We start from the raw sequence: 24064 nt of genomic DNA, 5'->3' as shown, positions 1-24064 counted from the left end.
CTGCCTTTAGTTTTGTAGGGTTAAACACTGAATGCTGGTGCGAGCAGCGGCTTGCGGGTACAGCCTGGCGACATTTGCCAGTAGCGGGAGCAGGCCATATGAATCGCGGTAATACTCAAACTGATTCGGTAACAGAATTCTTTTACCCTGGTCGTCCAGCTCCCGGTATTTAAGCCAGTTATGGATATCGAACTGGCTGGCACGAGAGAGCCATCCACCTGAACCGACGACTTTGCGTACGGTGGTGAGATCGCGACCCATCTGTAAATCCACGTTACCGACGCAGGTGCAAACCTGCTTCTTAGTGCCCGCGTGGCGCTCAGTGGCATAGCCCACGCACAAACCGGCTAACAGAGTGTCGAAATATTTCTCTTCCGCGTTGACCGGCAGGTAGTCCGGCTGCCCAACCAGATGACGCAGGTAGCGATAAAACGCCTCCTCACGTTGTGGCTGTTGGGCGAAAACAACTTTCACCATATCCTGCGTGCTTTCTCCCACCACGACGGCGGAAACGCGCATGCCCAGGTCACCTTCAACGGTACGTTTGACGAACGGTTCAGGAACACCATGCAGGACAGTGTCGGGGGAGAGGGTATTCGCGCTGGCCGAATAGACATCCGTGGTGGCTCCGCCCATATCAATCAGCATGAACTCCTTCCATGCGTTGTCGTAATCGCTAATGGCTTTGACTAACTCATAGACCGTCCATGGCGTCGGCATTGGCTCTTCGCCTGTTTCGCCGACAATGACGTCCAGACCTTTACCTTTGACAATGCGTGACAAGAACACATCGCAAATCGCCTGGCGCGCGGCAAACGGATTCGGGTGATCGAGGTCAGGAAGAATGTTGTCTACCGTGGTCAGATCTTTGTGTCCCAGAATCGTTTGTATTTCGTCCTGAATGTCCCGGTTTCCGGCGTAGATAATGGCGCAATCAAGCTTTGAACCTGCCAGCGCGTGCGCATTCGCCAGGCCGTAGCTTTCTTCACCGCCGTCTGTACCGCCGGTAAACAACAGAATATCTGGTGGTGATGATTCCAGCTCCTGGATGTCATGACGGTTCAGCTTGTACGAATAATATTGCGCGATTTTCGCTCCCGCCGAATGGGCGGTAACTTTTGCCGATTCCAGCGTAATGGAAGGCACCAGCCCCATTGCTGCTACGGCAAGTCCACCTTTGGCCGAGGAGGAGTATTTCAACTGCACTTCACCACTTTTCAGTAACGGGCGAGCATCGGCAACGTTCAGCACCTGATTCAGGCTGGCAAAAAAACCGTCTGCCAGATGATGTGTGGTGGTTGGGGTCAGGACATGGTTTACCAGGGTTAATTCCTCACCTTCATGGGCGAAGAGGGCTGCCTTGGTCCATGTCGAGCCGATATCGACAGAAACTGTTTGCATCAGATGGCCTCTTCCAGGCAACGCTGCTCGAGGCCTTTGTGTTGGTGAATATCATTAGTGATAAGCGCGCAGACATCTTCCAGGTCGTGGCTCGGTGCGAAGACGCGGTTAAATCCCATCTCTTTAAACTTCACTTCCACATCGGCGAAGTCATGTTTACCTACGACCAGGTTGCCGCCGACGTACAACAGGATGTCGCCGAGGCCACGTTCGATGCAGCGCTCACGCAGTCCGAGGCAGTCAATGTCGCCGTGGCCGTAGATGGAGGACACCACGATGGCATCGGCGCCTGTTTCAATTGCGGCATCAATATATTCATCCTGGCTCACCATCACCCCGAGGTTGATTACGTGAAAATCATGAGCAGTAAAAACGCGATCCAGAACTTTATTGCCTACTGCATGGCAGTCAGCACCGATGACGCCAATAACAAGTGTAGATTTCTTCATGGGTAATCCTCTGTAGGGCTGATGGTCAATAAGTAAAAAATATTTCTAATATTTAGAACATGGATTGTGACAACCTCTTAATAGGTTTGGAGTTTCAGTGGAAGCGGAAAAGGAAGCAATTGATCTATTTTCAAAATATCCTGCATAAAACGATTGTTATATTTTATTTTCATAAAAATTCATTTAAATCAGTATGTTATAAATTTATTTGCATTGGTTATTTTATTTATTAGCGAATTACCTAATAAACCACTTGCGATGTTTGTGATCGAAATCTTATTTTGTGGTGCAGGCTTTATCAGGGGCGTTTTTAATAATTTTCGAAAATGATATTCGCTAAATAACTTGTGAACGACATAACGGTTTTTTATTTATTAATCTTATATGTCGTAAATATTTTTTGTTAAATTTAAGATAAAAATGATAATGAATTGTTTGGAATATATTCATTCTTTGTCGTAGAAGCGATGTTGTGGTTGGAGTGATAACTTACAGTGATGATTTAAGCGAAACGGCGGGTCTCTGCAGGGAGATCGCCAAACCTCAGGGCGTCGGTCAATGCTTGCCGCTTCGCTTCCAGTTGAGATAGTTACATTGTGGTGTTAATTATAAGTGAAATTAAAATTAATGATTTGTATTAAATAATGGCTACGGAGCTTGCTAAACAAAAAACTGTGAGCTACCCAGCAATAGTGACTCTTTATCTGTCCATAATTTTGTCCCCCCACTGGTTAAAAGATCGTGTAGATTTAAATAAATATTCTATCATTTGTAGTAACGGCAATTACTCATTGAAAAACATATTGTTAACATGATGTTCACTAGTTGCACTAGTGATAAACACTATTAACATTAAAATTGAAAATTGATTTAAATCAATGTTTAAAACTTGGTAAACATCATCAAATGAGGTTAAATTGCTGCAGATCAAATTGGTCTGAAGGTGATAAATTAGCTATAAATTGATCACTATCGAAAAATGCAAATTTACCTCGATAAAAACCTGTTTATTGTAAGGATTTTACGGCGTAATATAATTGCGGGATCAATTTGAGTGTTTTATTAACATGTTTGTAACTTTTCCATCATTGTCCTTTCTTCAAATGAGAAGAAAGAGCAGCGGCGGAAGGAAGCAAATAAATTTGTATTGGGGCATGCGTGTGACCCTTTCTAACGGGGTTCACTCTCGGAGTCTTCATGCGATGAGCAAGGAGTCATGATGTTAGATATAGTCGAACTGTCGCGCTTACAGTTTGCCTTGACCGCGATGTACCACTTCCTGTTTGTGCCACTGACGCTCGGTATGGCGTTCTTGTTGGCCATCATGGAAACGGTCTACGTCCTTTCCGGCAAACAGATTTATAAAGATATGACCAAGTTCTGGGGCAAGTTGTTTGGTATCAACTTCGCTCTGGGTGTGGCAACCGGTCTGACCATGGAGTTCCAGTTCGGGACTAACTGGTCTTACTATTCCCACTATGTAGGGGATATTTTCGGTGCGCCGCTGGCGATTGAAGGTTTGATGGCCTTCTTCCTCGAATCCACCTTTGTAGGTCTGTTCTTCTTCGGCTGGGACCGTTTGGGTAAAGTCCAGCATATGTGCGTCACCTGGCTGGTGGCCTTAGGTTCAAACCTGTCCGCACTGTGGATTCTGGTTGCGAACGGCTGGATGCAAAACCCAATCGCTGCGGATTTCAACTTTGAAACCATGCGTATGGAGATGCTGAGCTTCTCTGAACTGGTGCTCAACCCGGTTGCTCAGGTGAAATTTGTTCACACTGTGGCTTCTGGTTATGTTTGTGGCGCGATGTTCGTTCTGGGTATCAGCTCCTACTATATGCTGCGCGGCCGTGACTTCGCGTTTGCTAAACGTTCTTTTGCTATCGCCGCCAGCTTTGGTATGGCTGCCATTTTGTCTGTTATCGTTCTCGGTGATGAATCTGGTTACGAAATGGGCGACGTGCAGAAAACCAAACTTGCTGCTATTGAAGCCGAGTGGGAAACCCAACCTGCACCGGCATCCTTTACGCTGTTCGGTATTCCGGACCAGGATGCGCAGGAAAACCATTTTGCGATTCAAATTCCTTATGCGCTGGGCATCATTGCCACCCGCTCTGTTGATACACCGGTCATTGGTCTGAAAGATCTGATGGTGCAGCACGAAGAGCGCATCCGTAACGGGATGAAAGCGTATCAACTGCTGGAAGAACTGCGTGCTGGTAGTACCGATCAGGCCGTTCGTGACCAGTTCAACAGCATGAAGAAAGATCTGGGTTATGGTCTGCTGCTGAAACGCTACACGGACAACGTCACCGACGCGACCGAAGCGCAAATTCAGCAAGCCACGAAAGACTCTATCCCTCGTGTTGCACCGCTGTACTTCGCATTCCGTATTATGGTGGCGTGCGGCATCCTGATGCTGGCTATCATTGCTGTGTCCTTCTGGACCGTGATTCGTAATCGTATCGGCGAGAAAAAATGGCTGCTGCGCACCGCGCTGTATGCGATTCCGCTGCCGTGGATTGCCATTGAATCCGGTTGGTTTGTCGCAGAGTACGGTCGTCAACCGTGGGCGATTGGTGAAGTGTTACCAACAGCCGTAGCGAACTCTTCGCTGACCGCTGGCGACCTCATCTTCTCGATGCTGTTGATTTGCGGCCTGTATACCCTGTTCCTGGTGGCTGAACTGTATCTGATGTTCAAGTTCGCACGCCTTGGGCCGAGTAGCCTGAAAACCGGTCGTTATCACTACGAGCAGTCCACTGTGACTTCTCAGCCGGCACGCTAAGACAGGAGTCGTCAAATGATCGATTATGAAGTATTGCGTTTTATCTGGTGGCTGCTGGTTGGCATTCTGCTGATTGGTTTTGCGGTCACTGATGGCTTCGACATGGGGGTGGGCATGCTCACCCGTTTCCTCGGTCGTAATGATACCGAGCGTCGAATTATGATTAACTCCATCGCCCCGCACTGGGACGGTAACCAGGTTTGGCTCATCACCGCGGGTGGCGCACTGTTCGCTGCCTGGCCGATGGTGTATGCCGCTGCGTTCTCCGGTTTCTATGTGGCGATGATCCTGGTACTGGCGTCTTTGTTCTTCCGTCCGGTCGGTTTCGATTACCGCTCCAAGATTGAAGATATGCGCTGGCGCAACATGTGGGACTGGGGCATCTTCATTGGTAGCTTCGTTCCGCCGCTGGTTATCGGTGTTGCGTTTGGCAACCTGCTGCAAGGTGTTCCGTTCCACATGGATGAGTACATGCGCTTGTACTACACCGGTAACTTCTTCCAGTTGCTGAATCCGTTTGGTCTGCTGGCAGGGGTTGTGAGCGTAGGGATGATCATCACTCAGGGCGCCACCTATCTTCAGATGCGTACCGTGGGCGAGCTACACCTGCGTGCACGTACCACCTCACAGGTTGCGGCGCTGGTGACTCTGGTTTGCTTCGCACTGGCCGGCGTTTGGGTTATTTACGGTATTGATGGTTATGTTGTGACTTCCGCTCTGGATCACCACGCCGCCTCTAACCCGATGACCAAAGAAGTGGCACGTGAAGCGGGCGCATGGATGGTGAACTTTAACAATGCACCTATTCTGTGGCTGGTTCCTGCTCTGGGCGTGGTTCTGCCGCTGCTGACCATTCTGACTTCTCGTATGGAGAAAGGGGCCTGGGCGTTCATCTTCTCCTCACTGACGTTAGCCTGCATCATCCTGACTGCCGGTATCGCAATGTTCCCGTTTGTGATGCCATCCAGCACCATGATGAATGCGAGTCTGACCATGTGGGATGCAACGTCCAGCCAGCTGACGCTGAATCTGATGACGTATGTAGCTTGTGTGTTCGTACCGATCATTCTGCTGTACACCGGCTGGTGTTACTGGAAGATGTTTGGTCGCATCACCAAAGAAGATATTGAAAGCAACACCCACTCTCTGTACTAAGTAAGGAGCTTAAAATGTGGTATTTCGCATGGATTTTGGGAACGCTTCTTGCCTGTGCATTTGGGATAATCACAGCGCTGGCGCTTGAGCACGTTGAATCAGGCAAGGCCGGACAAGAAGATAGTTGATGATCAACATTATCGCGATGGTATACAACGCGATGGACAAGCGCCCCTTGCGGGCGCTTTCCTTTGTGCTGGCAATCGTGTTGGCCGGCTGCATATTCTGGGATCCGTCACGCTTCGCAGCCAAAACCAGTGAGCTTGAAATCTGGCATGGTTTCATGCTGATGTGGGCGGTCTGCGCAGGCATCATTCACGGCGTTGGCTTCCGTCCTCGCGCCGTACATTGGCAGGGCATCTTCTGCCCGCTGATCGCAGATATCGTCCTCGTTGTTGGTCTGATTTTCTTCTTCTTTTGAATAAGAAACATCCTTAAATATTTATGGGCTTGCATAAGCCCATAATTTTTTACTCTCCGTTTACTTTCCCCCATTCCAAAGCACCATTCCCGCGCGTATAGTAGCGAAGTTTGAAAGCACTAACCTAATTGCATTACCGGGATGTAAAGTGAAGACAGCGCGATATACAACGACATTCTTGATGCATCGCGGCGGCAAGAACGCGAGTCACCAGGAGCTTACAAAGTTAAGCGACCGGTGTGAGTGGGCAAAGCCAACAAAGAGGCAGTAAGAATGAATAAGTATATTTTTCGATGGCCGGTTCGTGTCTATTATGAAGACACTGATGCCGGTGGGGTGGTTTATCACGCCAGCTACGTCGCTTTTTATGAAAGAGCACGCACAGAGATGCTGCGTCATCATCACTTCAGTCAGCAGGTTCTGTTGGCCGAACGTGTAGCCTTTGTGGTGCGCAAGATGACCCTGGAGTATTTTGCGCCTGCCCGGCTTGACGATATGCTCGAAGTCCAAACCGAAATTACGTCAATGCGTGGCACCTCATTGGTTTTCACGCAACGCATTGTCAACGCAGAGAACGTCGTGCTGAATGAAGCCGAAGTTCTGATTGTTTGCGTTGATCCACTCAAAATGAAGCCTCGTGCGCTTCCCAAGTCTATTGTCGCGGAGTTTAAGCAGTGACTGACATGAATATCCTTGATTTGTTCCTGAAGGCAAGCCTTCTGGTTAAACTTATCATGTTGATTTTGATTGGCTTCTCAATCGCATCCTGGGCCATTATTATCCAGCGGACCCGTATTCTTAATGCTGCTTCACGTGAAGCCGAAGCGTTTGAAGACAAGTTCTGGTCCGGCATTGAATTGTCGCGTCTGTATCAGGAAAGCCAGGGGCGTCGTGATAACCTGGCGGGTTCAGAGCAAATTTTCTACAGCGGGTTCAAAGAGTTTGCTCGTTTGCATCGGGCAAATAGCCACGCGCCGGAAGCGGTCGTTGAGGGGGCTTCCCGTGCGATGCGTATCTCGATGAACCGTGAGCTGGAAACGCTGGAAACGCATATTCCATTCCTCGGCACTGTCGGCTCCATCAGCCCGTATATCGGTCTGTTCGGTACCGTTTGGGGGATCATGCACGCATTTATCGCGCTGGGCGCGGTAAAACAGGCAACCCTGCAAATGGTTGCACCGGGTATCGCGGAAGCGTTGATTGCAACGGCCATCGGTCTGTTTGCGGCAATCCCGGCGGTTATGGCTTACAACCGACTGAATCAGCGCGTGAACAAGCTGGAACTGAATTACGACAACTTTATGGAAGAGTTCACCGCGATTCTGCACCGCCAGGCGTTTACCGTTAGCGAGAGCAACAAGGGGTAAACCATGGCCAGAACGCGTGGACGAGGTCGTCGCGAACTTAAGTCCGAAATCAATATTGTACCGTTGCTCGACGTACTGCTGGTGCTGCTGCTGATCTTTATGGCAACCGCGCCGATCATTACGCAGAGTGTGGAAGTCGACCTGCCGGATGCGACCGAATCGCAAGCCGTCAGCAGTAACGATGAACCGCCGGTCATTATTGAAGTTTCCGGTGTTGGGCAATACAGCGTGGTGGTTGAGAAAGACAGGATGGATCAACTGCCGCCGGAGCAGGTTATCGCGGAAGCGAAAAGCCGCCTGCAGACCAATCCGAAAACGGTATTTTTAATCGGTGGTGCGAAAGACGTGCCTTATGATGAAATAATTAAAGCGCTGAACTTGTTACACAGTGCAGGCGTAAAATCGGTTGGCTTGATGACGCAGCCAATCTGATGACGGCGTTTTGCTGGCTTGAAAGATAGCGCGTAACAGGCGAACAGTTTTTTGGGAACCGAGAGTGTCAAAGGCAACCGAACAAAACGACAAGCTCAAAAGGGCGATAATTATTTCAGCGGTGCTGCATGTTATTTTATTTGCAGCGCTGATCTGGAGTTCGTTCGATGAGCACATTGATGCTTCAGCCGGCGGCGGTGGCGGTTCGTCCATCGACGCCGTTATGGTCGATCCTGGTGCTGTTGTTCAACAGTACGACAGGCAGCAGCAACAGCAGGCAAGTGCGAAACGTGCAGAAGAACAGCGTGAGAAACAGGCGCAGCAGCAGGCCGAGGAGCTTCGTGAGAAGCAGGCGGCAGAGCAAGAGCGTCTGAAACAGCTGGAGAAAGAACGTTTAGCGGCGCAGGAAAAAGTGCGCGAGCAGGCGGAACAGCAGAAACAGGCTGAAGCCGCTGCGGCGAAAGCGCAGGAGCAACAAAAGCAGGCTGAAGAGGCTGCGGCGAAGGCTGCTGCAGACGCGAAAGCCAAAGCAGATGCTCAGGCGAAACAAGCGGCAGATGCCGCGAAGAAAGCCGCTGCTGATGCCCAGAAGAAAGCTGAAGCTGAAGCTGAAGCTGCAAAAGCGGCTGCCGATGCTAAGAAGGTAGCTGAGGCGCAGGCTGCCAAGGCCGCCGCAGACGCAGCGAAGAAAGCGCAGGCTGAAGCCGCTAAACAAGCTGCGGCTGAAAAAGCTGCCGCTGAGAAAGCAGAAAAAGCCGCCGCCGCGAAAGCCGCTGCGGCTGAAAAAGCCGCCGCTGACAAGAAAGCTGCTGCTGAAAAAGCTGCGGCAGATAAAAAGGCTGCAGCCGAGAAAGCCGCTGCCGATAAGAAAGCTGCGGCAGATAAAGCCGCTGCTGCGAAAAAGGCTGCGGCCGAAAAAGCTGCAGCAGCCTCTGGCGTTGACGACTTGTTGGGCGACCTAAGCTCCGGTAAGAATGCACCGAAATCGGGTGGTGGAGCGAAAGGAAACGGCCAACCGGCGAAAGATAGTGGTACAAGTGGTGCAAATGGCGGTGCATCTGGTGCTGATATCAGTGCTTACGCATCTCAAATTCGTAATGCGATTCAGAACCGTCTGTATGGCGCCGATTTGTATGCAGGGAAATCCTGCGTATTACATATCAAGTTAGCGCCTGATGGTCTGCTACTGGATGTGACTGAAGAGGGCGGGGATCCGGCATTGTGCCAGGCTGCGCTAACGGCTGCGAAAACAGCCAGAATTCCTAAACCGCCTAGCCAGGCTGTTTATGAAAAAGTAAAAGATGCCAAACTGGACTTTAAACTGTAATAACGGCCCCTGAGAAATCGGGGGAAACGGTCTAAGGTTGAGACAGAGTTCTGGTAGTTTTGTGTATTTGAGTTTGTTAACATTCTGCTAAATTATCGTGGGCGTTCCGTCCAGATAAGGGAGATATGATGAAGCAGGCATTACGAGTAGCATTTGGTTTTCTGATGCTGTGGGCAGCGGTGCTGCATGCAGAAGTACGTATCGAGATCACCCAAGGGGTGGACTCGGCACGCCCGATTGGTGTTGTCCCCTTCCAGTGGGCAGGGCCGGGTGCTGCACCTGAAGATATCGGTGGTATCGTGGGCGCTGACCTGCGTAACAGCGGTAAATTTAACCCATTAGACCGTTCTCGCCTGCCGCAGCAGCCGGGTACCGCGCAGGAAGTTCAACCTGCCGCATGGTCTGCCCTGGGTATTGATGCCGTGGTGGTAGGCCAGGTCACACCGAATCCAGATGGCTCCTACAGTGTTGCTTATCAACTGGTTGATACCGGTGGTGCACCGGGTACCGTACTGGCACAGAACACGTATAAAGTGAACAAGCAGTGGCTGCGTTATGCGGGCCATACCGCAAGTGACGAAGTGTTTGAAAAACTGACTGGTATTAAAGGTGCATTCCGTACCCGTATCGCTTATGTTGTTCAGACAAACGGTGGTCAGTTCCCGTACGAATTACGTGTGTCGGACTACGATGGTTACAACCAGTTTGTCGTTCACCGCTCTCCGCAGCCGTTGATGTCTCCGGCGTGGTCTCCGGACGGTTCAAAACTGGCCTACGTTACCTTCGAAAGTGGTCGTTCGGCGCTGGTTATTCAGACGTTGTCCAACGGCGCAGTGCGTCAGGTTGCTTCGTTCCCGCGTCACAACGGTGCACCTGCGTTTTCTCCGGATGGCAGCAAACTGGCGTTTGCCCTGTCTAAAACCGGTAGCCTGAACCTGTACGTTATGGACATCGGTTCCGGTCAGATCCGTCAGGTCACTGATGGTCGCAGCAACAACACGGAACCAACCTGGTTCCCGGACAGCCAAAACCTGGCCTTTACGTCTGACCAGGCCGGTCGTCCGCAGGTGTATAAAGTTAACGTCAACGGCGGTGCTCCGCAGCGTATTACCTGGGAAGGTTCGCAAAACCAGGATGCTGATGTCAGCAGCGACGGTAAGTTTATGGTAATGGTAAGCTCGGCTAATGGTCAGCAGCACATTGCCAAACAAGATCTGGTAGCGGGTGGCGTACAAGTTCTGTCGTCAACGTTCCTGGACGAAACGCCAAGTCTGGCACCTAACGGCACTATGGTAATCTACAGCTCTTCTCAGGGGATGGGATCCGTGCTGAATTTGGTTTCTACAGATGGGCGTTTCAAAGCGCGTCTTCCGGCAACTGATGGACAGGTTAAATTCCCTGCCTGGTCGCCGTATCTGTGATAATAAATAATTGATTAATAAAGGAATCATTGAAATGCAACTGAACAAAGTGCTGAAAGGGCTGATGATTGCTCTGCCTGTTATGGCTATTGCGGCATGTTCTTCTAACAAGAACGCCAGCAATGACGGCAGCGAAGGCATGCTGGGTGCCGGCACTGGTATGGATGCAAACGGTAGCGGCAACATGTCTTCCGAAGAGCAAGCGCGTCTGCAGATGCAACAGCTGCAGCAGAACAACATCGTTTACTTCGATCTGGATAAGTACGATATCCGTTCTGACTTCGCCGCAATGCTGGATGCGCACGCTAACTTCCTGCGTAGCAACCCGTCTTACAAAGTCACCGTAGAAGGTCATGCGGACGAACGTGGTACTCCTGAGTACAACATCTCCCTGGGTGAGCGTCGTGCAAACGCCGTTAAGATGTACCTGCAGGGTAAAGGCGTTTCTGCGGACCAGATCTCCATCGTTTCTTACGGTAAAGAAAAACCTGCAGTACTGGGTCATGACGAAGCGGCTTACGCCAAAAACCGTCGCGCCGTACTGGTTTACTAAGAGAATTGCATGAGCAGTAACTTCAGACATCACCTGTTGAGTCTGTCGTTACTGGTTGGCATAGCGGCCCCCTGGGCCGCTTTTGCTCAGGCGCCAATCAGTAGTGTCGGCTCAGGCTCGGTCGAAGACCGTGTCACTCAACTCGAGCGTATTTCTAACGCTCACAGTCAGCTTTTAACCCAACTCCAGCAACAACTCTCCGATAATCAGTCCGATATTGATTCCCTGCGTGGTCAAATTCAGGAAAATCAGTACCAGCTGAATCAGGTTGTTGAACGCCAAAAACAGATATTGCTGCAGATGAATAATCTTGGCAGCGGTAGTGCGCCTGCGGCGCAGTCTGCGGCTGGCGATCAGAGTGGGGCGGCAACCCCGGCACCCGATGCCGGTGCTGCAGCTTCGTCAGGCACTCCGGCGCAAACTGGCGATGCGAATACCGATTACAATGCGGCAATTGCCCTGGTGCAGGATAAATCTCGCCAGGATGACGCGATTGAAGCATTTCAGAACTTCATCAAAAAGTACCCGGATTCGACTTACCTGCCAAATGCGAATTACTGGCTCGGTCAGTTGAATTACAACAAGGGTAAAAAAGATGATGCAGCGTTCTATTTTGCATCCGTAGTTAAAAACTTCCCAAAATCACCAAAGGCTGCAGACGCGATGTATAAAGTCGGCGTCATCATGCAGGACAAAGGTGACGCAGCAAAAGCGAAAGCCGTTTATCAGCAGGTTATCACTAAATACCCTGGTACTGATGGCGCGAAACAAGCGCAAAAACGTCTTGGCGCGATGTAATGACCACCATGCGACCAGAAATCGTGTTATTTCTGGTCGTGTCGTGTGATTCCTAAGCAGTTGAGTAATTTACATCGAAATTTTTGTTGCGCTAAAATCTGAAATCAGTAATATATGCCGCCGTTGCCAAGGGATATCAAACAAACCAAAAGCAGCGCAAAAGTGGGTCGTTAGCTCAGTTGGTAGAGCAGTTGACTTTTAATCAATTGGTCGCAGGTTCGAATCCTGCACGACCCACCACTAACTCAGTTAGTAAGTAGTATCCAGCGTAGTATCGGGTGATTAGCTCAGCTGGGAGAGCACCTCCCTTACAAGGAGGGGGTCGGCGGTTCGATCCCGTCATCACCCACCACTCGGGGCGTTAGCTCAGTTGGTAGAGCAGTTGACTTTTAATCAATTGGTCGCAGGTTCGAATCCTGCACGCCCCACCACTATTTTGGTGGTTCCGAGTAAAAATTTTCAGGTGACATCCGAGCGGGTCGTTAGCTCAGTTGGTAGAGCAGTTGACTTTTAATCAATTGGTCGCAGGTTCGAATCCTGCACGACCCACCATCTCTGAAAGAATAAAGAAGTAAACCCCATATGGGGGCGTTAGCTCAGTTGGTAGAGCAGTTGACTTTTAATCAATTGGTCGCAGGTTCGAATCCTGCACGCCCCACCAGTGTAAAAAAGCGCCCTAAAGGCGCTTTTTTGCTATCTGCGATTTATAAGATTCGAACCTGCTTGCCTGATGCGCTTCGCTTATCAGTCCTACAGACGACACTATTCACGTAGGCCGGATAAGACGTCAGTCGCCATCCGGCATTCATCACACGCAATTATTGTGACTTTCTTACGCCAATCCGCTATCTTGTTTAGCATATAAAACAAATCTAACCGAATACGGCGTGAGTCACGCTTTTAATCGGTTATTTCGTTAAGCCAGTAAAACGAGAAAGCAAGATGAGCGTGATGTTTGATCCAGAAGCAGCAATTTATCCGTTTCCGCCGAAGCCAGCGCCGCTGAGTGCGGATGAAAAGCAATTTTATCGTGAAAAAATCAAGCGCCTGCTGAAAGAGCGTGATGCCGTTATGGTCGCGCACTATTACACCGATCCTGAAATTCAGCAGTTGGCTGAAGAGACCGGTGGCTGCATCTCTGATTCTCTGGAGATGGCTCGGTTTGGCTCAAAGCATTCAGCCTCTACGCTGCTGGTGGCGGGGGTCAGATTTATGGGCGAAACGGCCAAAATCCTGAGCCCGGAAAAAACCATCCTGATGCCGACGCTGCAGGCGGAATGTTCATTAGATCTGGGCTGCCCAATCGACGCGTTCAGCGCATTTTGCGACGCGCATCCGGATCGCACCGTGGTGGTTTACGCCAATACCTCAGCCGCAGTTAAAGCCCGTGCTGACTGGGTGGTGACGTCCAGCATTGCGGTTGAACTTATTGAGCATCTTGATAGTTTAGGTGAAAAAATAATCTGGGCCCCGGACAGACATCTGGGCAACTACGTGCAAAAACAGACCGGCGCAGACGTGCTCTGTTGGCAGGGAGCCTGTATTGTCCATGACGAATTTAAAACCCAGGCTTTAACACGCATGAAAGCGCTGTACCCTGATGCAGCGGTGCTGGTGCACCCTGAATCACCTCAATCAATAGTCGATATGGCCGATGCCGTTGGCTCAACCAGCCAGCTTATCAACGCGGCAAAAACGTTACCGCATAAGCAGCTCATCGTGGCGACAGACCGGGGCATTTTTTACAAAATGCAGCAGGCTGTGCCGGACAAAGAGTTGCTTGAAGCGCCGACGGCCGGCGAGGGGGCAACCTGCCGCAGCTGCGCGCATTGCCCGTGGATGGCGATGAACGGCCTCAAGGCGATTGCTGAGGGGCTGGAACATGGCGGCATGACGCATGAGATACATGTTGATCACGCGCTGCGAGAAAGAGCGTTGTTGCCGTTAAACCGCATGTTGGAATTTGCGGCTACACTACGAGCGTAATGAATTTTTTTGCTCTGGGGGAAAAGATGGACTTTTTTAGCACGCAGAACATTCTGGTACATATTCCGATTGGCACGGGTGGTTACGATCTGTCGTGGATCGAAGCCGTGGGGACGATTGCCGGGTTGTTGTGTATTGGCCTGGCGAGTCTTGAGAAAATCAGCAATTACGTCTTCGGTCTGATAAACGTCACGCTGTTTGCGATTATCTTCTTTCAGATCCAGCTTTATGCCAGCCTGTTGCTGCAAGTTTTTTTCTTTGCCGCCAACATCTACGGCTGGTATGCCTGGTCCCGGCAAACCAACCAGCATGAAGCGGAACTGAAAATTCGCTGGCTGCCGTTGCCAAAAGCGATCGGCTGGCTGGCGGCCTGCGTGGTAGCGATCGGCCTGATGTCGGTCTATATCGATCCGGTTTTTGCGTTCCTGACCCGCATTGCGGTCAACATAATGCAGGCATTGGGATTACAGGTTGCTGTGCCTGAACTGCAACCCGATGCCTTCCCGTTCTGGGACTCCTGCATGATGGTGTTGTCGATTGTGGCGATGATCCTGATGACACGTAAATACGTTGAAAACTGGCTGCTGTGGGTAATCATCAACGTCATCAGCGTGGTGATCTTTGCTCTGCAAGGCGTATATGCCATGTCGCTGGAATATATGATCCTGACGGTTATCGCCCTCAACGGGAGCAGGATGTGGATCAACAGCGCGCGTGAGCGAGGTTCCCACGCGCTGTCTCATTAATGGTGATGATGTGAGTGGCCGGACACGCCCTGATACAGGTGGCAGTCCGGTCCATTGCACGGCTGATATTCCATCTGGATCGTTGCGTGTTCAATCTGGTAGTGATGGATAAGGAAATGCTGAATACGCTCCAGCAACGCATCGTGATCGTGCGGTGGGATCACCTGCACATGCAGTGTCATTACCGGCTTTTCACCCACCATCCAGACGTGGACATGGTGCACATTGCGAACTTCGGGAATGTCCCGGCTGAGATGGCGCTGCAGTGCGGCGATATCCAGCGCCAGCGGAGCGCCTTCCAGCAATTCATTGACGCTATCTTTTAACAATCTCCAGGCACTGCGCAGCACCAGTACGGAAACCAAAATTGAGAGGATCGGATCCGCAGGTGTCCAGCCCGTCCAGATAATAATCAGCGCAGCGATGATCGCCCCGACCGAGCCGAGTAAATCCCCCATCACATGCAGCGCTGCAGCGCGGACGTTCAGGTTTTTCTCTTCACTACCGCGATGTAAAACCCAGAAAGCAAGCACATTGGCCAGTAAACCCGAAACAGCAATAACCATCATCATGCCGCCCGCCACGGGACGAGGTGTCTGGAAGCGCTCAATCGCCTCCCAGACGATTAAAATGGTGATAACGACCAATGCGATGGCATTAACGAATGCAGCCAGCGTCGTGAGCCTCAGCCAGCCGAAGGTGTGGCGTATTGTGGGCGGGCGACGGGAAAACTGGACGGCCAGCAGCGCGAAAAGCAGCGCTGCCGCATCCGTAAGCATATGCCCGGCGTCGGCCAGCAGCGCCAGTGAGCCTGAAAGTATTCCGCCCACCACTTCGACCAACATAAATCCCGCTGTAATGCAGAAGGCGAACATCAGTCGGCGGGCGTTATTGTCTTTGGGTTGCTCAGAGGAAGTATGAGTATGTGTGTGCGCCATTGTGCCATCCCTTTGTTATTCTCACCTTTACTGTATGACATCATACCGTTTTTGGGGGGATAAAATTAAAAAGGAGAGCTTCTATTCTCTCGTTATCAGCCACGTAAATATTGGGCGTTGCCTTACAGTACAGTGGGTAAAAATCCACGATATGTATCGATAGCCAGCACAGAATTTTGAAAATAATAATGAAATAAGCAATTACAGTTGTGATTTGCTGTTTTGATCTCATTATTCGCTATATTCTTGCGTTTTTTTGCATAACCCTGGGATAACACGGTTCGTACTGTAAAACCCCGTTTACACTTTATGACTGAAGATATAGATTGGAGGGATTGCATTCATTTATATAAGTATGGCAACGCTGGAATAATCATGAATTATCAGAACGACGATTTACGCATCAAAGAGATCAACGAGTTATTACCGCCAGTCGCACTGCTGGAAAAATTCCCCGCTACTGAAAATGCCGCAAACACGGTGGCTCATGCCCGTAAGGCGATTCATAAAATTCTGAAAGGGAGCGACGATCGCCTGTTAGTGGTGATTGGGCCGTGCTCTATTCATGATCCGGCAGCCGCTAAAGAGTACGCCGCTCGCCTGCTGGCGCTGCGCGAAGAGTTAAAAGGCGAACTTGAAATCGTCATGCGCGTCTATTTTGAAAAACCGCGTACCACCGTCGGCTGGAAGGGGCTGATCAACGATCCGCACATGGACAACAGCTTCCAGATCAACGATGGCCTGCGCATTGCACGTAAATTGCTACTGGATATCAACGACAGCGGATTGCCGGCTGCGGGCGAATTCCTCGACATGATCACGCCGCAATACCTCGCCGACCTGATGAGTTGGGGAGCGATTGGTGCGCGTACCACTGAGTCCCAGGTACACCGCGAGCTGGCATCGGGTCTGTCTTGCCCGGTTGGTTTTAAAAACGGTACCGATGGCACGATCAAAGTCGCGATTGATGCGATCAACGCCGCAGGAGCGCCACACTGCTTCCTGTCCGTGACCAAATGGGGTCATTCGGCGATCGTGAATACCAGCGGTAATGGCGATTGCCATATTATTCTGCGCGGCGGCAAAGAGCCGAACTACAGCGCTCAGCACGTTGCCGACGTGAAAGAAGGTCTGATTAAAGCAGGGCTCTCTGCGCAAGTGATGATCGACTTTAGCCATGCCAACTCCAGCAAGCAGTTCAAAAAGCAGATGGATGTTGCGAAAGACGTTTGCGGACAAGTCGCTGGCGGCGAAAAAGCGATTATTGGCGTGATGATCGAAAGCCATCTGGTCGAGGGTAATCAGAACCCGGATAGCGGTGAGCCGCTGACCTACGGCAAAAGCATCACTGATGCCTGCATTGGCTGGGAAGATACCGATGCGGTGCTGCGCCAGCTGGCGGATGCGGTCAACGCGCGTCGCGGTTAAAGTTACTTTCCTCCCTTATTAAAACCGGCGAATCAGGCCGGTTTTTTAATTAATATTAATAAATTTATTTATATCGCCAATATATTGTTAGGGTGAATATAAATATATTCTTAATTTTGTCATTCCTGTAATAAATATATTAAATCCAGGGTTATCATTCCATGAGGAATTTAATATTAATTAAAGGGATGACTATGAATAAAAATTTTAACATCGTCTGGAATACCGCGCGTAATATGTATGTCGTGGCTTCTGAACATGCACAGGGTGACAGTCAGATAAAAAACCAGGCCAGGGCGGCAGGCATCGCCACGCTGCTGGGGTTACTCTCTGGTCCGGCGATGGCGGATTATACCCCGACTGTTGCGGCCGGTGAGTCCGTTAGTGGAGAGACAATAGATGCCGGGGATCAGTTTGTTTACGGCAGCGCCTTCAATACGACGATAGAAGGCGGGTGGCAGTATGTCATGGACGGTGGTCTGTCCCAGGATGCGCAGGTAACGGGAGGCTATCTTGAGGTTGAAGAGAATGGCACCTCCGTGAATGCCGTGCTGAGCGAAAAAGGCCTACAGGTTGTCTATGGTACAGCAGAACACACTACCATCAATTCGGGAGCAAAAAACGATGTGTTCGGAACCGCAACGGATTCCGTCATCAATGCTGGTGGAACGGAAACCGTTTTTGGGTTGTCCACCGGCGCGACCATCAACAACAAGGGTATTCAGTCCGTTTATGGTCGCGCTAAAGAATCGACTGTAAATCAGGGGGGGACGCTGGTACTTAGAACAGAGGAGGACGGCAAAAAAATAGCCAGTTTCGCCAGCAACACCACCGTCAACAGCGGCGGCTCACTCTGGCTGGAATCAGATTATGCCATCCTTGAAGGCACCACTCTGATTAAAACCGGCGCCACCGTTAATGCCTTAACCGGTGTTATCACCAACAGTGGGATCCTGGATTATGACCTCGACGCGGGAGCCTCCCGTACCGAGAGCAACAGTATTCAGGGCATTGGGTCCCTGCAAAAAACCGGGCAGGGTACGTTGCTGCTTACCGGTAACAGCACCTACGCCGGTGACACGCTTGTCGATGAAGGCACCCTCTGGCTCGCTGATTCTGCCGTTATTGGCACACCCGGTGTCTCCGGCTCATCTTCGCAGTTAATGGTCACTACGTCTAACGGCTCCGTCAGCGTCGCAGCCGGGGCAACCCTCGGCGGTACCGGCGTTATCAATGATGATGTCTCGAATGCCGGCAACATTGCCATCAGCCAGAGCAATGAGACTGGTCACACCCTCACCATTAACGGCAATTACACCGGTAATAATGGCACGCTCTCCCTTAATACACAGCTGGGGGATGATGCCTCCCCGACGGATAAGCTCCTGATTTCCGGCGATACTGCAGGCACGACCACCGTCTTTGTTACTAATACTGGTGGGGACGGAGCCCTCACCACGCAAGGGATCGAGGTGATAGATGTCGGCGGTCAGTCTGACGGCGTCTTCACCCAGGGCAACCAGGTTCAGGTCGGAGTGTATGAGTACCGCTTGTATCAGGACGGTGGTGACTGGTATTTGCGCTCGCAGACCGTTACCCCGGTTAATCCAGATGACGGTGGTAATGTCACCCCTGTGGACCCTCAGTATCGCGCCGATATCGGCGCCTATCTCGGCAACCAGTGGATGGCGCGTAGTCTGCAAATGCAGACCCTTTATGACCGCGAAGGCAGCCAGTTACGCACCGATGACGGCAGTATGTGGATGCGTTTTAAAGCGGGTGATGCGTCGTCAACAGCAGCAAACGATCATGTGGATATTGACAACAACTATTCTCAGTTCCAGATCGGCGGCGATATACTGAGCTGGGATGATAGCGTGCAGAGCCTGAAAGCAGGGCTGATGGTGAGTTATATCAATGCCGATACGGATAGCACCGGTAACCGAGGGGCGGATGGGAGCCAGTTCTCTGCCAGTGGTAACGTAGCCGGTTACAATCTTGGGGCTTATGCCACCTGGTTTGCGGATGCGAAGGACCATAGCGGACTGTATGTGGATAGCTGGTACCAGTATGGTCTCTACAATAACAGCGTAAATAACGGTGACGTGGGGTCAAAGGATTATGATTCGACAGCCAGCGCTGTTTCTCTGGAAACGGGCTATCGGTACGACATCGGGCTTGAGAACCTGAATACTGTTAGCCTGACGCCACAGGCTCAGGTGACATGGCAGCAATATAAAGCGGACGCGGTTGTGCAGAATGGAACGCGTATTGACGGACAAAACGGTGACAGTTGGACCACGCGTCTCGGACTGCGGGTAGATGGCAAGTTGCACAAGAATACCACGTCGGTGATCCAGCCGTTTGCGGAGGTGAACTGGTTACACACCAGCGATGATGTTGCCGTTTCGTTTGATGGCGCGCAGGTGAAGCAGGATCTTCCGGCAGATCGCGCCGAGGTGAAAGTAGGTATTCAGGCGAATCTGAATAGCCAGTGGAGCATCACTGGTCAGGTTGCAGGGCAAAAGGGACGTAATGATTATGGCGATCTCAACGGTAGCCTGGATGTCCGTTACAGCTGGTAAAGTGGAATAAGAAATAGAGTAATCAGGCCTACAAGCAATCTTGTAGGCCTGATGAAATTACTTCGCTTTACCCTGGTTGGCTACCGCTGCAGCTTTTGCTGCGATCTCGTCAGCGTTACCCAGATAGTAATGTTTGATCGGCTTGAAGTTTTCGTCGAACTCATACACCAGCGGGACACCCGTCGGGATGTTCAGTTCCAGGATCTCATCTTCGCCCATGTTATCCAGGTATTTCACCAGCGCACGCAGGGAGTTACCGTGAGCGGCGATAATCACACGCTCACCGCTTTTCATGCGCGGCAGAATGGTTTCATTCCAGTAAGGAATAACGCGATCGATGGTCAGCGCCAGGCTTTCGGTAACCGGTAACTCTTTGTCGGTCAGCTTCGCATAGCGTGGATCGTGACCCGGATAGCGCTCGTCATCTTTAGTCAGTTCCGGTGGGGTTACCGCAAAGCCACGACGCCATTGCTTAACCTGCTCGTCACCGTATTTCTCAGCGGTTTCGGCTTTGTTCAACCCCTGCAGTGCGCCGTAATGACGTTCGTTCAGTTTCCAGGATTTCTCAACCGGCAGCCAGGCCTGATCCAGTTCGTCCAGGACATTCCACAGGGTGTGGATGGCACGTTTCAGCACAGAGGTATAAGCAAAATCGAAGCTGTAGCCTTCCTCTTTCAGCAGTTTACCTGCCGCTTTTGCTTCGCCCACACCTTTTTCAGACAGGTCAACATCATACCAACCGGTAAAGCGGTTTTCGTTGTTCCACTGACTTTCACCGTGACGTACCAGAACCAGCTTAGTTACAGCCATACACTCACTCCTATAAATCATGTTGAATGATAATAATTATCATTATATTGCCGTAATGCACCAGCGGCAATGCTTACGCATAACCATAGCGAAAATAGCGGCGCAGTGTAAGGTTCTTGTGAATTCAAGGTTGCGATTTTGTCTTTGAGTGGTGGGGTTTTGAACGGATCTGGCGTGGGAATAAATGACGAGCCGGGTATCGGCTCGTCACGGTTAACTATCAGGCAGGAATAAACCGGTATTCGGTCAGGCTGGAATACTCTTCACCCGGTCGCAGGAAGCAGTCTGGCTGCGGCCATTCCGGATGATTTGGGCTGTCAGGCAGAAACTCACTTTCCAGCGCCAGTCCTTGCCAGTCGGCGTAGGCTTCAGGTCCACGGGATGGTGTGCCGCCGAGGAAATTCCCGGAATAAAACTGCAATGCCGGGGCAGAGGTGTAGACCTCCATTTGCAGTTTTTCATCCTGGGACCAGACCATGGCGACCGGTTTGCGGGCATCGCCTTGCGTCTGCAACAAGAAAGCGTGATCGTAACCTTTCACCTTGCGCTGATCGTCATCGGCCAGAAATTCGCTGTCGATGCGTTTAGGTGCCCGGAAATCGAACGAGGTGCCCGCCACGGGTTTCAGTCCGTCATGCGGGATACCCATTTCATCAACCGGCAGGTACGTATCGGCCAGAATCTGCAGCTTGTGCTGGCGCACATCCGTTTTGTCGCCGTCGAGGTTGAAATAAACGTGATTCGTCAGATTCACCGGGCAGGGCATATCCACTGTCGCACGGTAGGTAATCGAAATACGGTTATCATCGGTCAGGCGATATTGCGCGGTGGCGCAGAGGTGACCCGGAAAGCCCTGGTCGCCATCGTCAGAGGTTAAGGCAAACAGCACCTGACGGTCATTCTGATTGACTATCTGCCAGCGACGTTTGTCGAAACCGTCCGGCCCACCGTGCAGCTGGTTGTCGCCCTGACTGGGTATTAATTCGACGGTTTCGCCGGCAAAGGTATAACGGCTGTTGGCGATACGGTTAGCGTAGCGACCAATCGAGGCTCCCAAAAATGCAGCTTGTTGTGGGTATTGCTCCGGGCTTGCGCAGCCGAGTAATGCTTCGCGCACGCTACCATCGCTGAGCGGAATACGCGCAGACAGCAGCGTCGCGCCCCAGTCCATCAGCGTGACTACCATCCCCGCGTCATTACGCAGGGTGAGCAGGCGAAACGGTTGGCCGTCGGGCGCCATTACGGGAATTTCGTTTAGCACTGTCCGGCTCCTTGTGAAGGTTTGCAGACATAAAAGGTTTCCTTGATACCGGTTTTCGCTTCGTACTGTTCAGCGACAGCCTGCTGTACGGCAGGCACCAAATCTTGTGGGATCAGCGCCACGATGCAGCCGCCGAAGCCGCCGCCGGTCATACGTACACCGCCTTTATCGCCGATGGTCGCTTTGACAATCTCTACCAGCGTATCAATTTGCGGCACGGTGATTTCAAAGTCATCGCGCATTGAGGCGTGAGATTCTGCCATCAATTGGCCCATACGCAGCAGATCGCCTTTCTCCAGCGCCTGCGCGGCTTCAACGGTACGCGTATTTTCTGTGATGACGTGGCGGACGCGTTTGGCGACAATCGGATCCAGTTCGAGGGCGACAGCGTTAAACGCTTCAAGGCTGACATCACGCAGCGCTGGCTGCTGGAAGAAACGCGCGCCGGTTTCACATTGTTCGCGGCGGGTGTTGTACTCGCTGCCAACCAGCGTGCGTTTAAAGTTGCTGTTGATGATCACCACCGCCACGCCCTCAGGCATAGAAACGGCTTTGGTGCCCAGCGTACGGCAGTCGATCAGCAGCGCATGATCTTTCTTGCCGAGCGCAGAGATGAGCTGATCCATAATGCCGCAGTTACAGCCGACAAACTGGTTTTCCGCTTCCTGGCCGTTCAGGGCAATCTGCGCGCCGTCGAGCGGCAGGTGATAGAGCTGCTGGAATACTGTACCCACAGCGACTTCCAGTGAGGCGGAAGAGCTTAGACCCGCGCCCTGCGGGACGTTACCGCTGATCACCAGATCCGCACCGCCAAAGGCGTTATTGCGCTTTTGCAGGTGCTTCACCACGCCGCGCACGTAGTTTGACCACTGCTGGGTTTCGTGGGCGATAATCGGCGCATCAAGAGAGAACTCATCAATCTGATTGTCGTAATCAGCGGCGATCACACGAACTTTTCGATCGTCGCGGGGGGCACAGCTAATGACGGTTTGATAGTCGATGGCGCAGGGCAGAACGAAGCCGTCGTTATAATCGGTGTGTTCGCCGATCAGGTTTACGCGACCCGGTGCCTGAATAGTATGGGGGGCAGGGTAGCCAAACGTTTCTGCAAACAGAGATTGTGTTTTTTCTTTCAGACTCATTATTTAAACTCCGGATTCGCGAAAATGGATGTCGCTGACCGCACGCAGTCGCTCAGCCGCTTGTTCTGCCGTCAGGTCACGCTGGGTTTCCGCCAGCATTTCATAACCGACCATAAATTTACGCACGGTCGCGGAACGCAGCAGCGGCGGGTAAAAGTGCGCGTGCAACTGCCAGTGTTCGTTTTCTTCACCGTTGAACGGCGCGCCGTGCCAGCCCATAGAGTAGGGGAATGAGCACTGGAACAGGTTGTCGTAGCGACTGGTCAGTTTTTTCAACGCCAGCGCCAGGTCGGCACGCTGTTCGTCAGTCAAATCGGTAATACGCAGCACATGCGTTTTCGGCAGCAGTAGCGTTTCGAACGGCCATGCGGCCCAGTAAGGCACAACCGCCAGCCAGTGCTCGGTTTCTACGACCGTACGGCTGCCGTCCGCCAGTTCGCGCTGGACGTAATCAACGAGCATTGGCGTGCCCTGCTCGGCAAAGTACGCTTTTTGCAGACGGTCTTCACGTTCGGCTTCGTTAGGCAGGAAACTGTTGGCCCAAATTTGTCCGTGTGGGTGCGGGTTTGAACATCCCATCGCCGCACCTTTATTCTCAAATACCTGCACCCAGGGATAGGTTTTTCCTAACTCTGCGGTCTGTTCCTGCCACGTCTGTACAATTTCTGTCAGCGCAGGGACGCTGAGTTCTGGCAGCGTTTTACTGTGATCGGGCGAGAAGCAGATCACGCGGCTGGTACCGCGTGCGCTCTGGCAACGCATTAGTGGGTCGTGGCTGTCGGGAGCATCCGGGGTATCAGACATCAGTGCGGCAAAGTCATTGGTGAAGACATAGGTCCCGGTGTAATCCGGGTTTTTGTCGCCGGTAACGCGCGTATTGCCAGCGCAGAGGAAGCAGTCCGGATCATGCGCGGGCAGTACCTGTTTAGATGGCGTTTCCTGCGCCCCCTGCCAGGGGCGTTTGGCACGATGTGGCGAAACGAGGATCCACTGTCCGGTGAGCGGATTAAAACGGCGGTGTGGATGATCGACAGGGTTGAATTGCGTCATAACGTG

Annotated in this window: 22 protein-coding genes and 5 tRNA genes; 20 read left to right on the top strand and 7 right to left on the bottom strand. The window is 51.6% G+C overall.

What is annotated here, in order from left to right:
• Positions 1-6 precede the first annotated feature (6 nt).
• Together glmL and glmS are read right to left on the bottom strand one after the other, a co-directional pair.
• A complete protein-coding gene (glmL, locus tag I6L54_RS18225) occupies positions 7-1401 on the bottom strand; it encodes a methylaspartate mutase accessory protein GlmL (protein ID WP_040232514.1) in 1395 nt (464 codons plus the stop codon).
• Entirely contained in the window at positions 1401-1850 is a 450-nt protein-coding gene (glmS, locus tag I6L54_RS18220) for a methylaspartate mutase subunit S (RefSeq protein WP_005122530.1), read from the bottom strand. Before glmS ends, glmL begins: the two co-directional genes overlap by 1 nt.
• A gap of 1219 nt (positions 1851-3069) precedes the next feature.
• On the opposite strand from glmS, the gene cydA reads away from it, so the two are divergent.
• The 18 genes from cydA (at position 3070) to pnuC (ending at position 14844) form a co-directional block, all read left to right on the top strand.
• The gene (cydA, locus tag I6L54_RS18215; RefSeq protein WP_005125442.1) at positions 3070-4638 is read left to right on the top strand and encodes a cytochrome ubiquinol oxidase subunit I; all 1569 of its coding nucleotides are present in this window, start codon (positions 3070-3072) and stop codon (positions 4636-4638) included.
• 15 nt (positions 4639-4653) lie between these two features.
• Positions 4654-5793 (top strand): cytochrome d ubiquinol oxidase subunit II, encoded by a 1140-nt coding sequence (gene cydB, locus I6L54_RS18210; RefSeq protein WP_005125441.1) that lies wholly within the window; start codon positions 4654-4656, stop codon positions 5791-5793.
• 14 nt (positions 5794-5807) lie between these two features.
• Positions 5808-5921, top strand: a complete 114-nt coding sequence (cydX, locus tag I6L54_RS18205) for a cytochrome bd-I oxidase subunit CydX (protein WP_003022970.1) — start codon at positions 5808-5810, stop codon at positions 5919-5921.
• On the top strand, positions 5921-6214 hold the full coding sequence (gene ybgE, locus I6L54_RS18200) for a cyd operon protein YbgE (protein ID WP_005125440.1): 294 nt from the start codon (positions 5921-5923) through the stop codon (positions 6212-6214). Before cydX ends, ybgE begins: the two co-directional genes overlap by 1 nt.
• Before the next feature lie 273 nt (positions 6215-6487).
• A complete protein-coding gene (gene ybgC, locus I6L54_RS18195; RefSeq protein WP_005125439.1) occupies positions 6488-6892 on the top strand; it encodes a tol-pal system-associated acyl-CoA thioesterase in 405 nt (134 codons plus the stop codon).
• Positions 6889-7581, top strand: a complete 693-nt coding sequence (gene tolQ / locus I6L54_RS18190; RefSeq protein ID WP_003022976.1) for a Tol-Pal system protein TolQ — start codon at positions 6889-6891, stop codon at positions 7579-7581. The genes ybgC and tolQ overlap by 4 nt, the downstream gene beginning before the upstream one ends.
• A 3-nt stretch (positions 7582-7584) precedes the next feature.
• Complete coding sequence (gene tolR / locus I6L54_RS18185; RefSeq protein ID WP_005125437.1) at positions 7585-8013, top strand: colicin uptake protein TolR; 429 nt, start codon at positions 7585-7587, stop codon at positions 8011-8013.
• 64 nt (positions 8014-8077) lie between these two features.
• Entirely contained in the window at positions 8078-9340 is a 1263-nt protein-coding gene (gene tolA, locus I6L54_RS18180; protein WP_040232510.1) for a cell envelope integrity protein TolA, read from the top strand.
• A 128-nt stretch (positions 9341-9468) separates the two neighbouring features.
• A complete protein-coding gene (gene tolB, locus I6L54_RS18175; RefSeq protein WP_003022981.1) occupies positions 9469-10761 on the top strand; it encodes a Tol-Pal system beta propeller repeat protein TolB in 1293 nt (430 codons plus the stop codon).
• Between the two features lie 34 nt (positions 10762-10795).
• Positions 10796-11314 (top strand): peptidoglycan-associated lipoprotein Pal, encoded by a 519-nt coding sequence (pal, locus tag I6L54_RS18170; RefSeq protein ID WP_003022983.1) that lies wholly within the window; start codon positions 10796-10798, stop codon positions 11312-11314.
• Between the two features lie 9 nt (positions 11315-11323).
• Positions 11324-12112, top strand: a complete 789-nt coding sequence (gene cpoB / locus I6L54_RS18165; protein WP_040232509.1) for a cell division protein CpoB — start codon at positions 11324-11326, stop codon at positions 12110-12112.
• Between the two features lie 164 nt (positions 12113-12276).
• A tRNA-Lys gene (locus I6L54_RS18160) sits at positions 12277-12352 on the top strand.
• A gap of 36 nt (positions 12353-12388) precedes the next feature.
• A tRNA-Val gene (locus I6L54_RS18155) sits at positions 12389-12464 on the top strand.
• A 3-nt stretch (positions 12465-12467) separates the two neighbouring features.
• Positions 12468-12543: transfer RNA gene (locus tag I6L54_RS18150), tRNA-Lys, on the top strand.
• A 45-nt stretch (positions 12544-12588) separates the two neighbouring features.
• Positions 12589-12664, top strand: a tRNA-Lys gene (locus I6L54_RS18145).
• A 33-nt stretch (positions 12665-12697) separates the two neighbouring features.
• Positions 12698-12773, top strand: a tRNA-Lys gene (locus tag I6L54_RS18140).
• 281 nt (positions 12774-13054) lie between these two features.
• A complete protein-coding gene (gene nadA / locus I6L54_RS18135) occupies positions 13055-14098 on the top strand; it encodes a quinolinate synthase NadA (protein ID WP_040232507.1) in 1044 nt (347 codons plus the stop codon).
• A 26-nt stretch (positions 14099-14124) separates the two neighbouring features.
• The gene (gene pnuC / locus I6L54_RS18130; protein WP_040232503.1) at positions 14125-14844 is read left to right on the top strand and encodes a nicotinamide riboside transporter PnuC; all 720 of its coding nucleotides are present in this window, start codon (positions 14125-14127) and stop codon (positions 14842-14844) included.
• Here the strand turns inward: pnuC and zitB are convergent.
• Positions 14841-15782, bottom strand: coding sequence for a CDF family zinc transporter ZitB (gene zitB, locus I6L54_RS18125; RefSeq protein WP_005125430.1), 942 nt, complete (start codon positions 15780-15782; stop codon positions 14841-14843). The genes pnuC and zitB overlap by 4 nt on opposite strands.
• Positions 15783-16157: 375 nt before the next feature.
• Between zitB and aroG the strand changes: the two genes are divergently transcribed.
• On the top strand, positions 16158-17210 hold the full coding sequence (gene aroG / locus I6L54_RS18120; protein ID WP_005125429.1) for a 3-deoxy-7-phosphoheptulonate synthase AroG: 1053 nt from the start codon (positions 16158-16160) through the stop codon (positions 17208-17210).
• Between the two features lie 194 nt (positions 17211-17404).
• On the top strand, positions 17405-19795 hold the full coding sequence (locus tag I6L54_RS18115; RefSeq protein WP_040232502.1) for an autotransporter outer membrane beta-barrel domain-containing protein: 2391 nt from the start codon (positions 17405-17407) through the stop codon (positions 19793-19795).
• Between the two features lie 57 nt (positions 19796-19852).
• Here I6L54_RS18115 and gpmA read toward each other — a convergent pair whose 3' ends face one another.
• The 4 genes from gpmA to galT all read right to left on the bottom strand — a co-directional run bounded on the left by gpmA (position 19853) and on the right by galT (position 24058).
• A complete protein-coding gene (gene gpmA, locus I6L54_RS18110) occupies positions 19853-20605 on the bottom strand; it encodes a 2,3-diphosphoglycerate-dependent phosphoglycerate mutase (RefSeq protein WP_003022999.1) in 753 nt (250 codons plus the stop codon).
• Positions 20606-20825: 220 nt separating this feature from the next.
• Positions 20826-21866, bottom strand: coding sequence for a galactose-1-epimerase (gene galM, locus I6L54_RS18105; protein WP_040232501.1), 1041 nt, complete (start codon positions 21864-21866; stop codon positions 20826-20828).
• On the bottom strand, positions 21860-23008 hold the full coding sequence (gene galK, locus I6L54_RS18100) for a galactokinase (RefSeq protein ID WP_040232498.1): 1149 nt from the start codon (positions 23006-23008) through the stop codon (positions 21860-21862). The genes galM and galK overlap by 7 nt, the downstream gene beginning before the upstream one ends.
• 3 nt (positions 23009-23011) lie before the next feature.
• Positions 23012-24058 carry a galactose-1-phosphate uridylyltransferase gene (gene galT, locus I6L54_RS18095; protein WP_005125424.1) on the bottom strand — a complete coding sequence of 349 codons (1047 nt, stop codon included), beginning with the start codon at positions 24056-24058 and terminating at the stop codon, positions 23012-23014.
• Positions 24059-24064 lie beyond the last annotated feature (6 nt).

This window comes from Citrobacter pasteurii (assembly GCF_019047765.1).
GTDB lineage: Bacteria > Pseudomonadota > Gammaproteobacteria > Enterobacterales > Enterobacteriaceae > Citrobacter > Citrobacter pasteurii.
Note: the sequence above shows the minus strand (reverse complement) of the source record. Positions and strands in the feature narration are given on the sequence as shown.

Bases quoted from the DNA above. Each gene is read 5' to 3' on its own strand.
- glmL (WP_040232514.1), bottom strand. From the start codon at position 1,401: ATGCAAACAGTTTCTGTCGATATCGGCTCGACATGGACCAAGGCAGCC.
- glmS (WP_005122530.1), bottom strand. From the start codon at position 1,850: ATGAAGAAATCTACACTTGTTATTGGCGTCATCGGTGCTGACTGCCAT.
- cydA (WP_005125442.1), top strand. From the start codon at position 3,070: ATGTTAGATATAGTCGAACTGTCGCGCTTACAGTTTGCCTTGACCGCG.
- cydB (WP_005125441.1), top strand. From the start codon at position 4,654: ATGATCGATTATGAAGTATTGCGTTTTATCTGGTGGCTGCTGGTTGGC.
- cydX (WP_003022970.1), top strand. From the start codon at position 5,808: ATGTGGTATTTCGCATGGATTTTGGGAACGCTTCTTGCCTGTGCATTT.
- ybgE (WP_005125440.1), top strand. From the start codon at position 5,921: ATGATCAACATTATCGCGATGGTATACAACGCGATGGACAAGCGCCCC.
- ybgC (WP_005125439.1), top strand. From the start codon at position 6,488: ATGAATAAGTATATTTTTCGATGGCCGGTTCGTGTCTATTATGAAGAC.
- tolR (WP_005125437.1), top strand. From the start codon at position 7,585: ATGGCCAGAACGCGTGGACGAGGTCGTCGCGAACTTAAGTCCGAAATC.
- tolB (WP_003022981.1), top strand. From the start codon at position 9,469: ATGAAGCAGGCATTACGAGTAGCATTTGGTTTTCTGATGCTGTGGGCA.
- pal (WP_003022983.1), top strand. From the start codon at position 10,796: ATGCAACTGAACAAAGTGCTGAAAGGGCTGATGATTGCTCTGCCTGTT.
- cpoB (WP_040232509.1), top strand. From the start codon at position 11,324: ATGAGCAGTAACTTCAGACATCACCTGTTGAGTCTGTCGTTACTGGTT.
- nadA (WP_040232507.1), top strand. From the start codon at position 13,055: ATGAGCGTGATGTTTGATCCAGAAGCAGCAATTTATCCGTTTCCGCCG.
- pnuC (WP_040232503.1), top strand. From the start codon at position 14,125: ATGGACTTTTTTAGCACGCAGAACATTCTGGTACATATTCCGATTGGC.
- zitB (WP_005125430.1), bottom strand. From the start codon at position 15,782: ATGGCGCACACACATACTCATACTTCCTCTGAGCAACCCAAAGACAAT.
- aroG (WP_005125429.1), top strand. From the start codon at position 16,158: ATGAATTATCAGAACGACGATTTACGCATCAAAGAGATCAACGAGTTA.
- I6L54_RS18115 (WP_040232502.1), top strand. From the start codon at position 17,405: ATGAATAAAAATTTTAACATCGTCTGGAATACCGCGCGTAATATGTAT.
- gpmA (WP_003022999.1), bottom strand. From the start codon at position 20,605: ATGGCTGTAACTAAGCTGGTTCTGGTACGTCACGGTGAAAGTCAGTGG.
- galK (WP_040232498.1), bottom strand. From the start codon at position 23,008: ATGAGTCTGAAAGAAAAAACACAATCTCTGTTTGCAGAAACGTTTGGC.
- galT (WP_005125424.1), bottom strand. From the start codon at position 24,058: ATGACGCAATTCAACCCTGTCGATCATCCACACCGCCGTTTTAATCCG.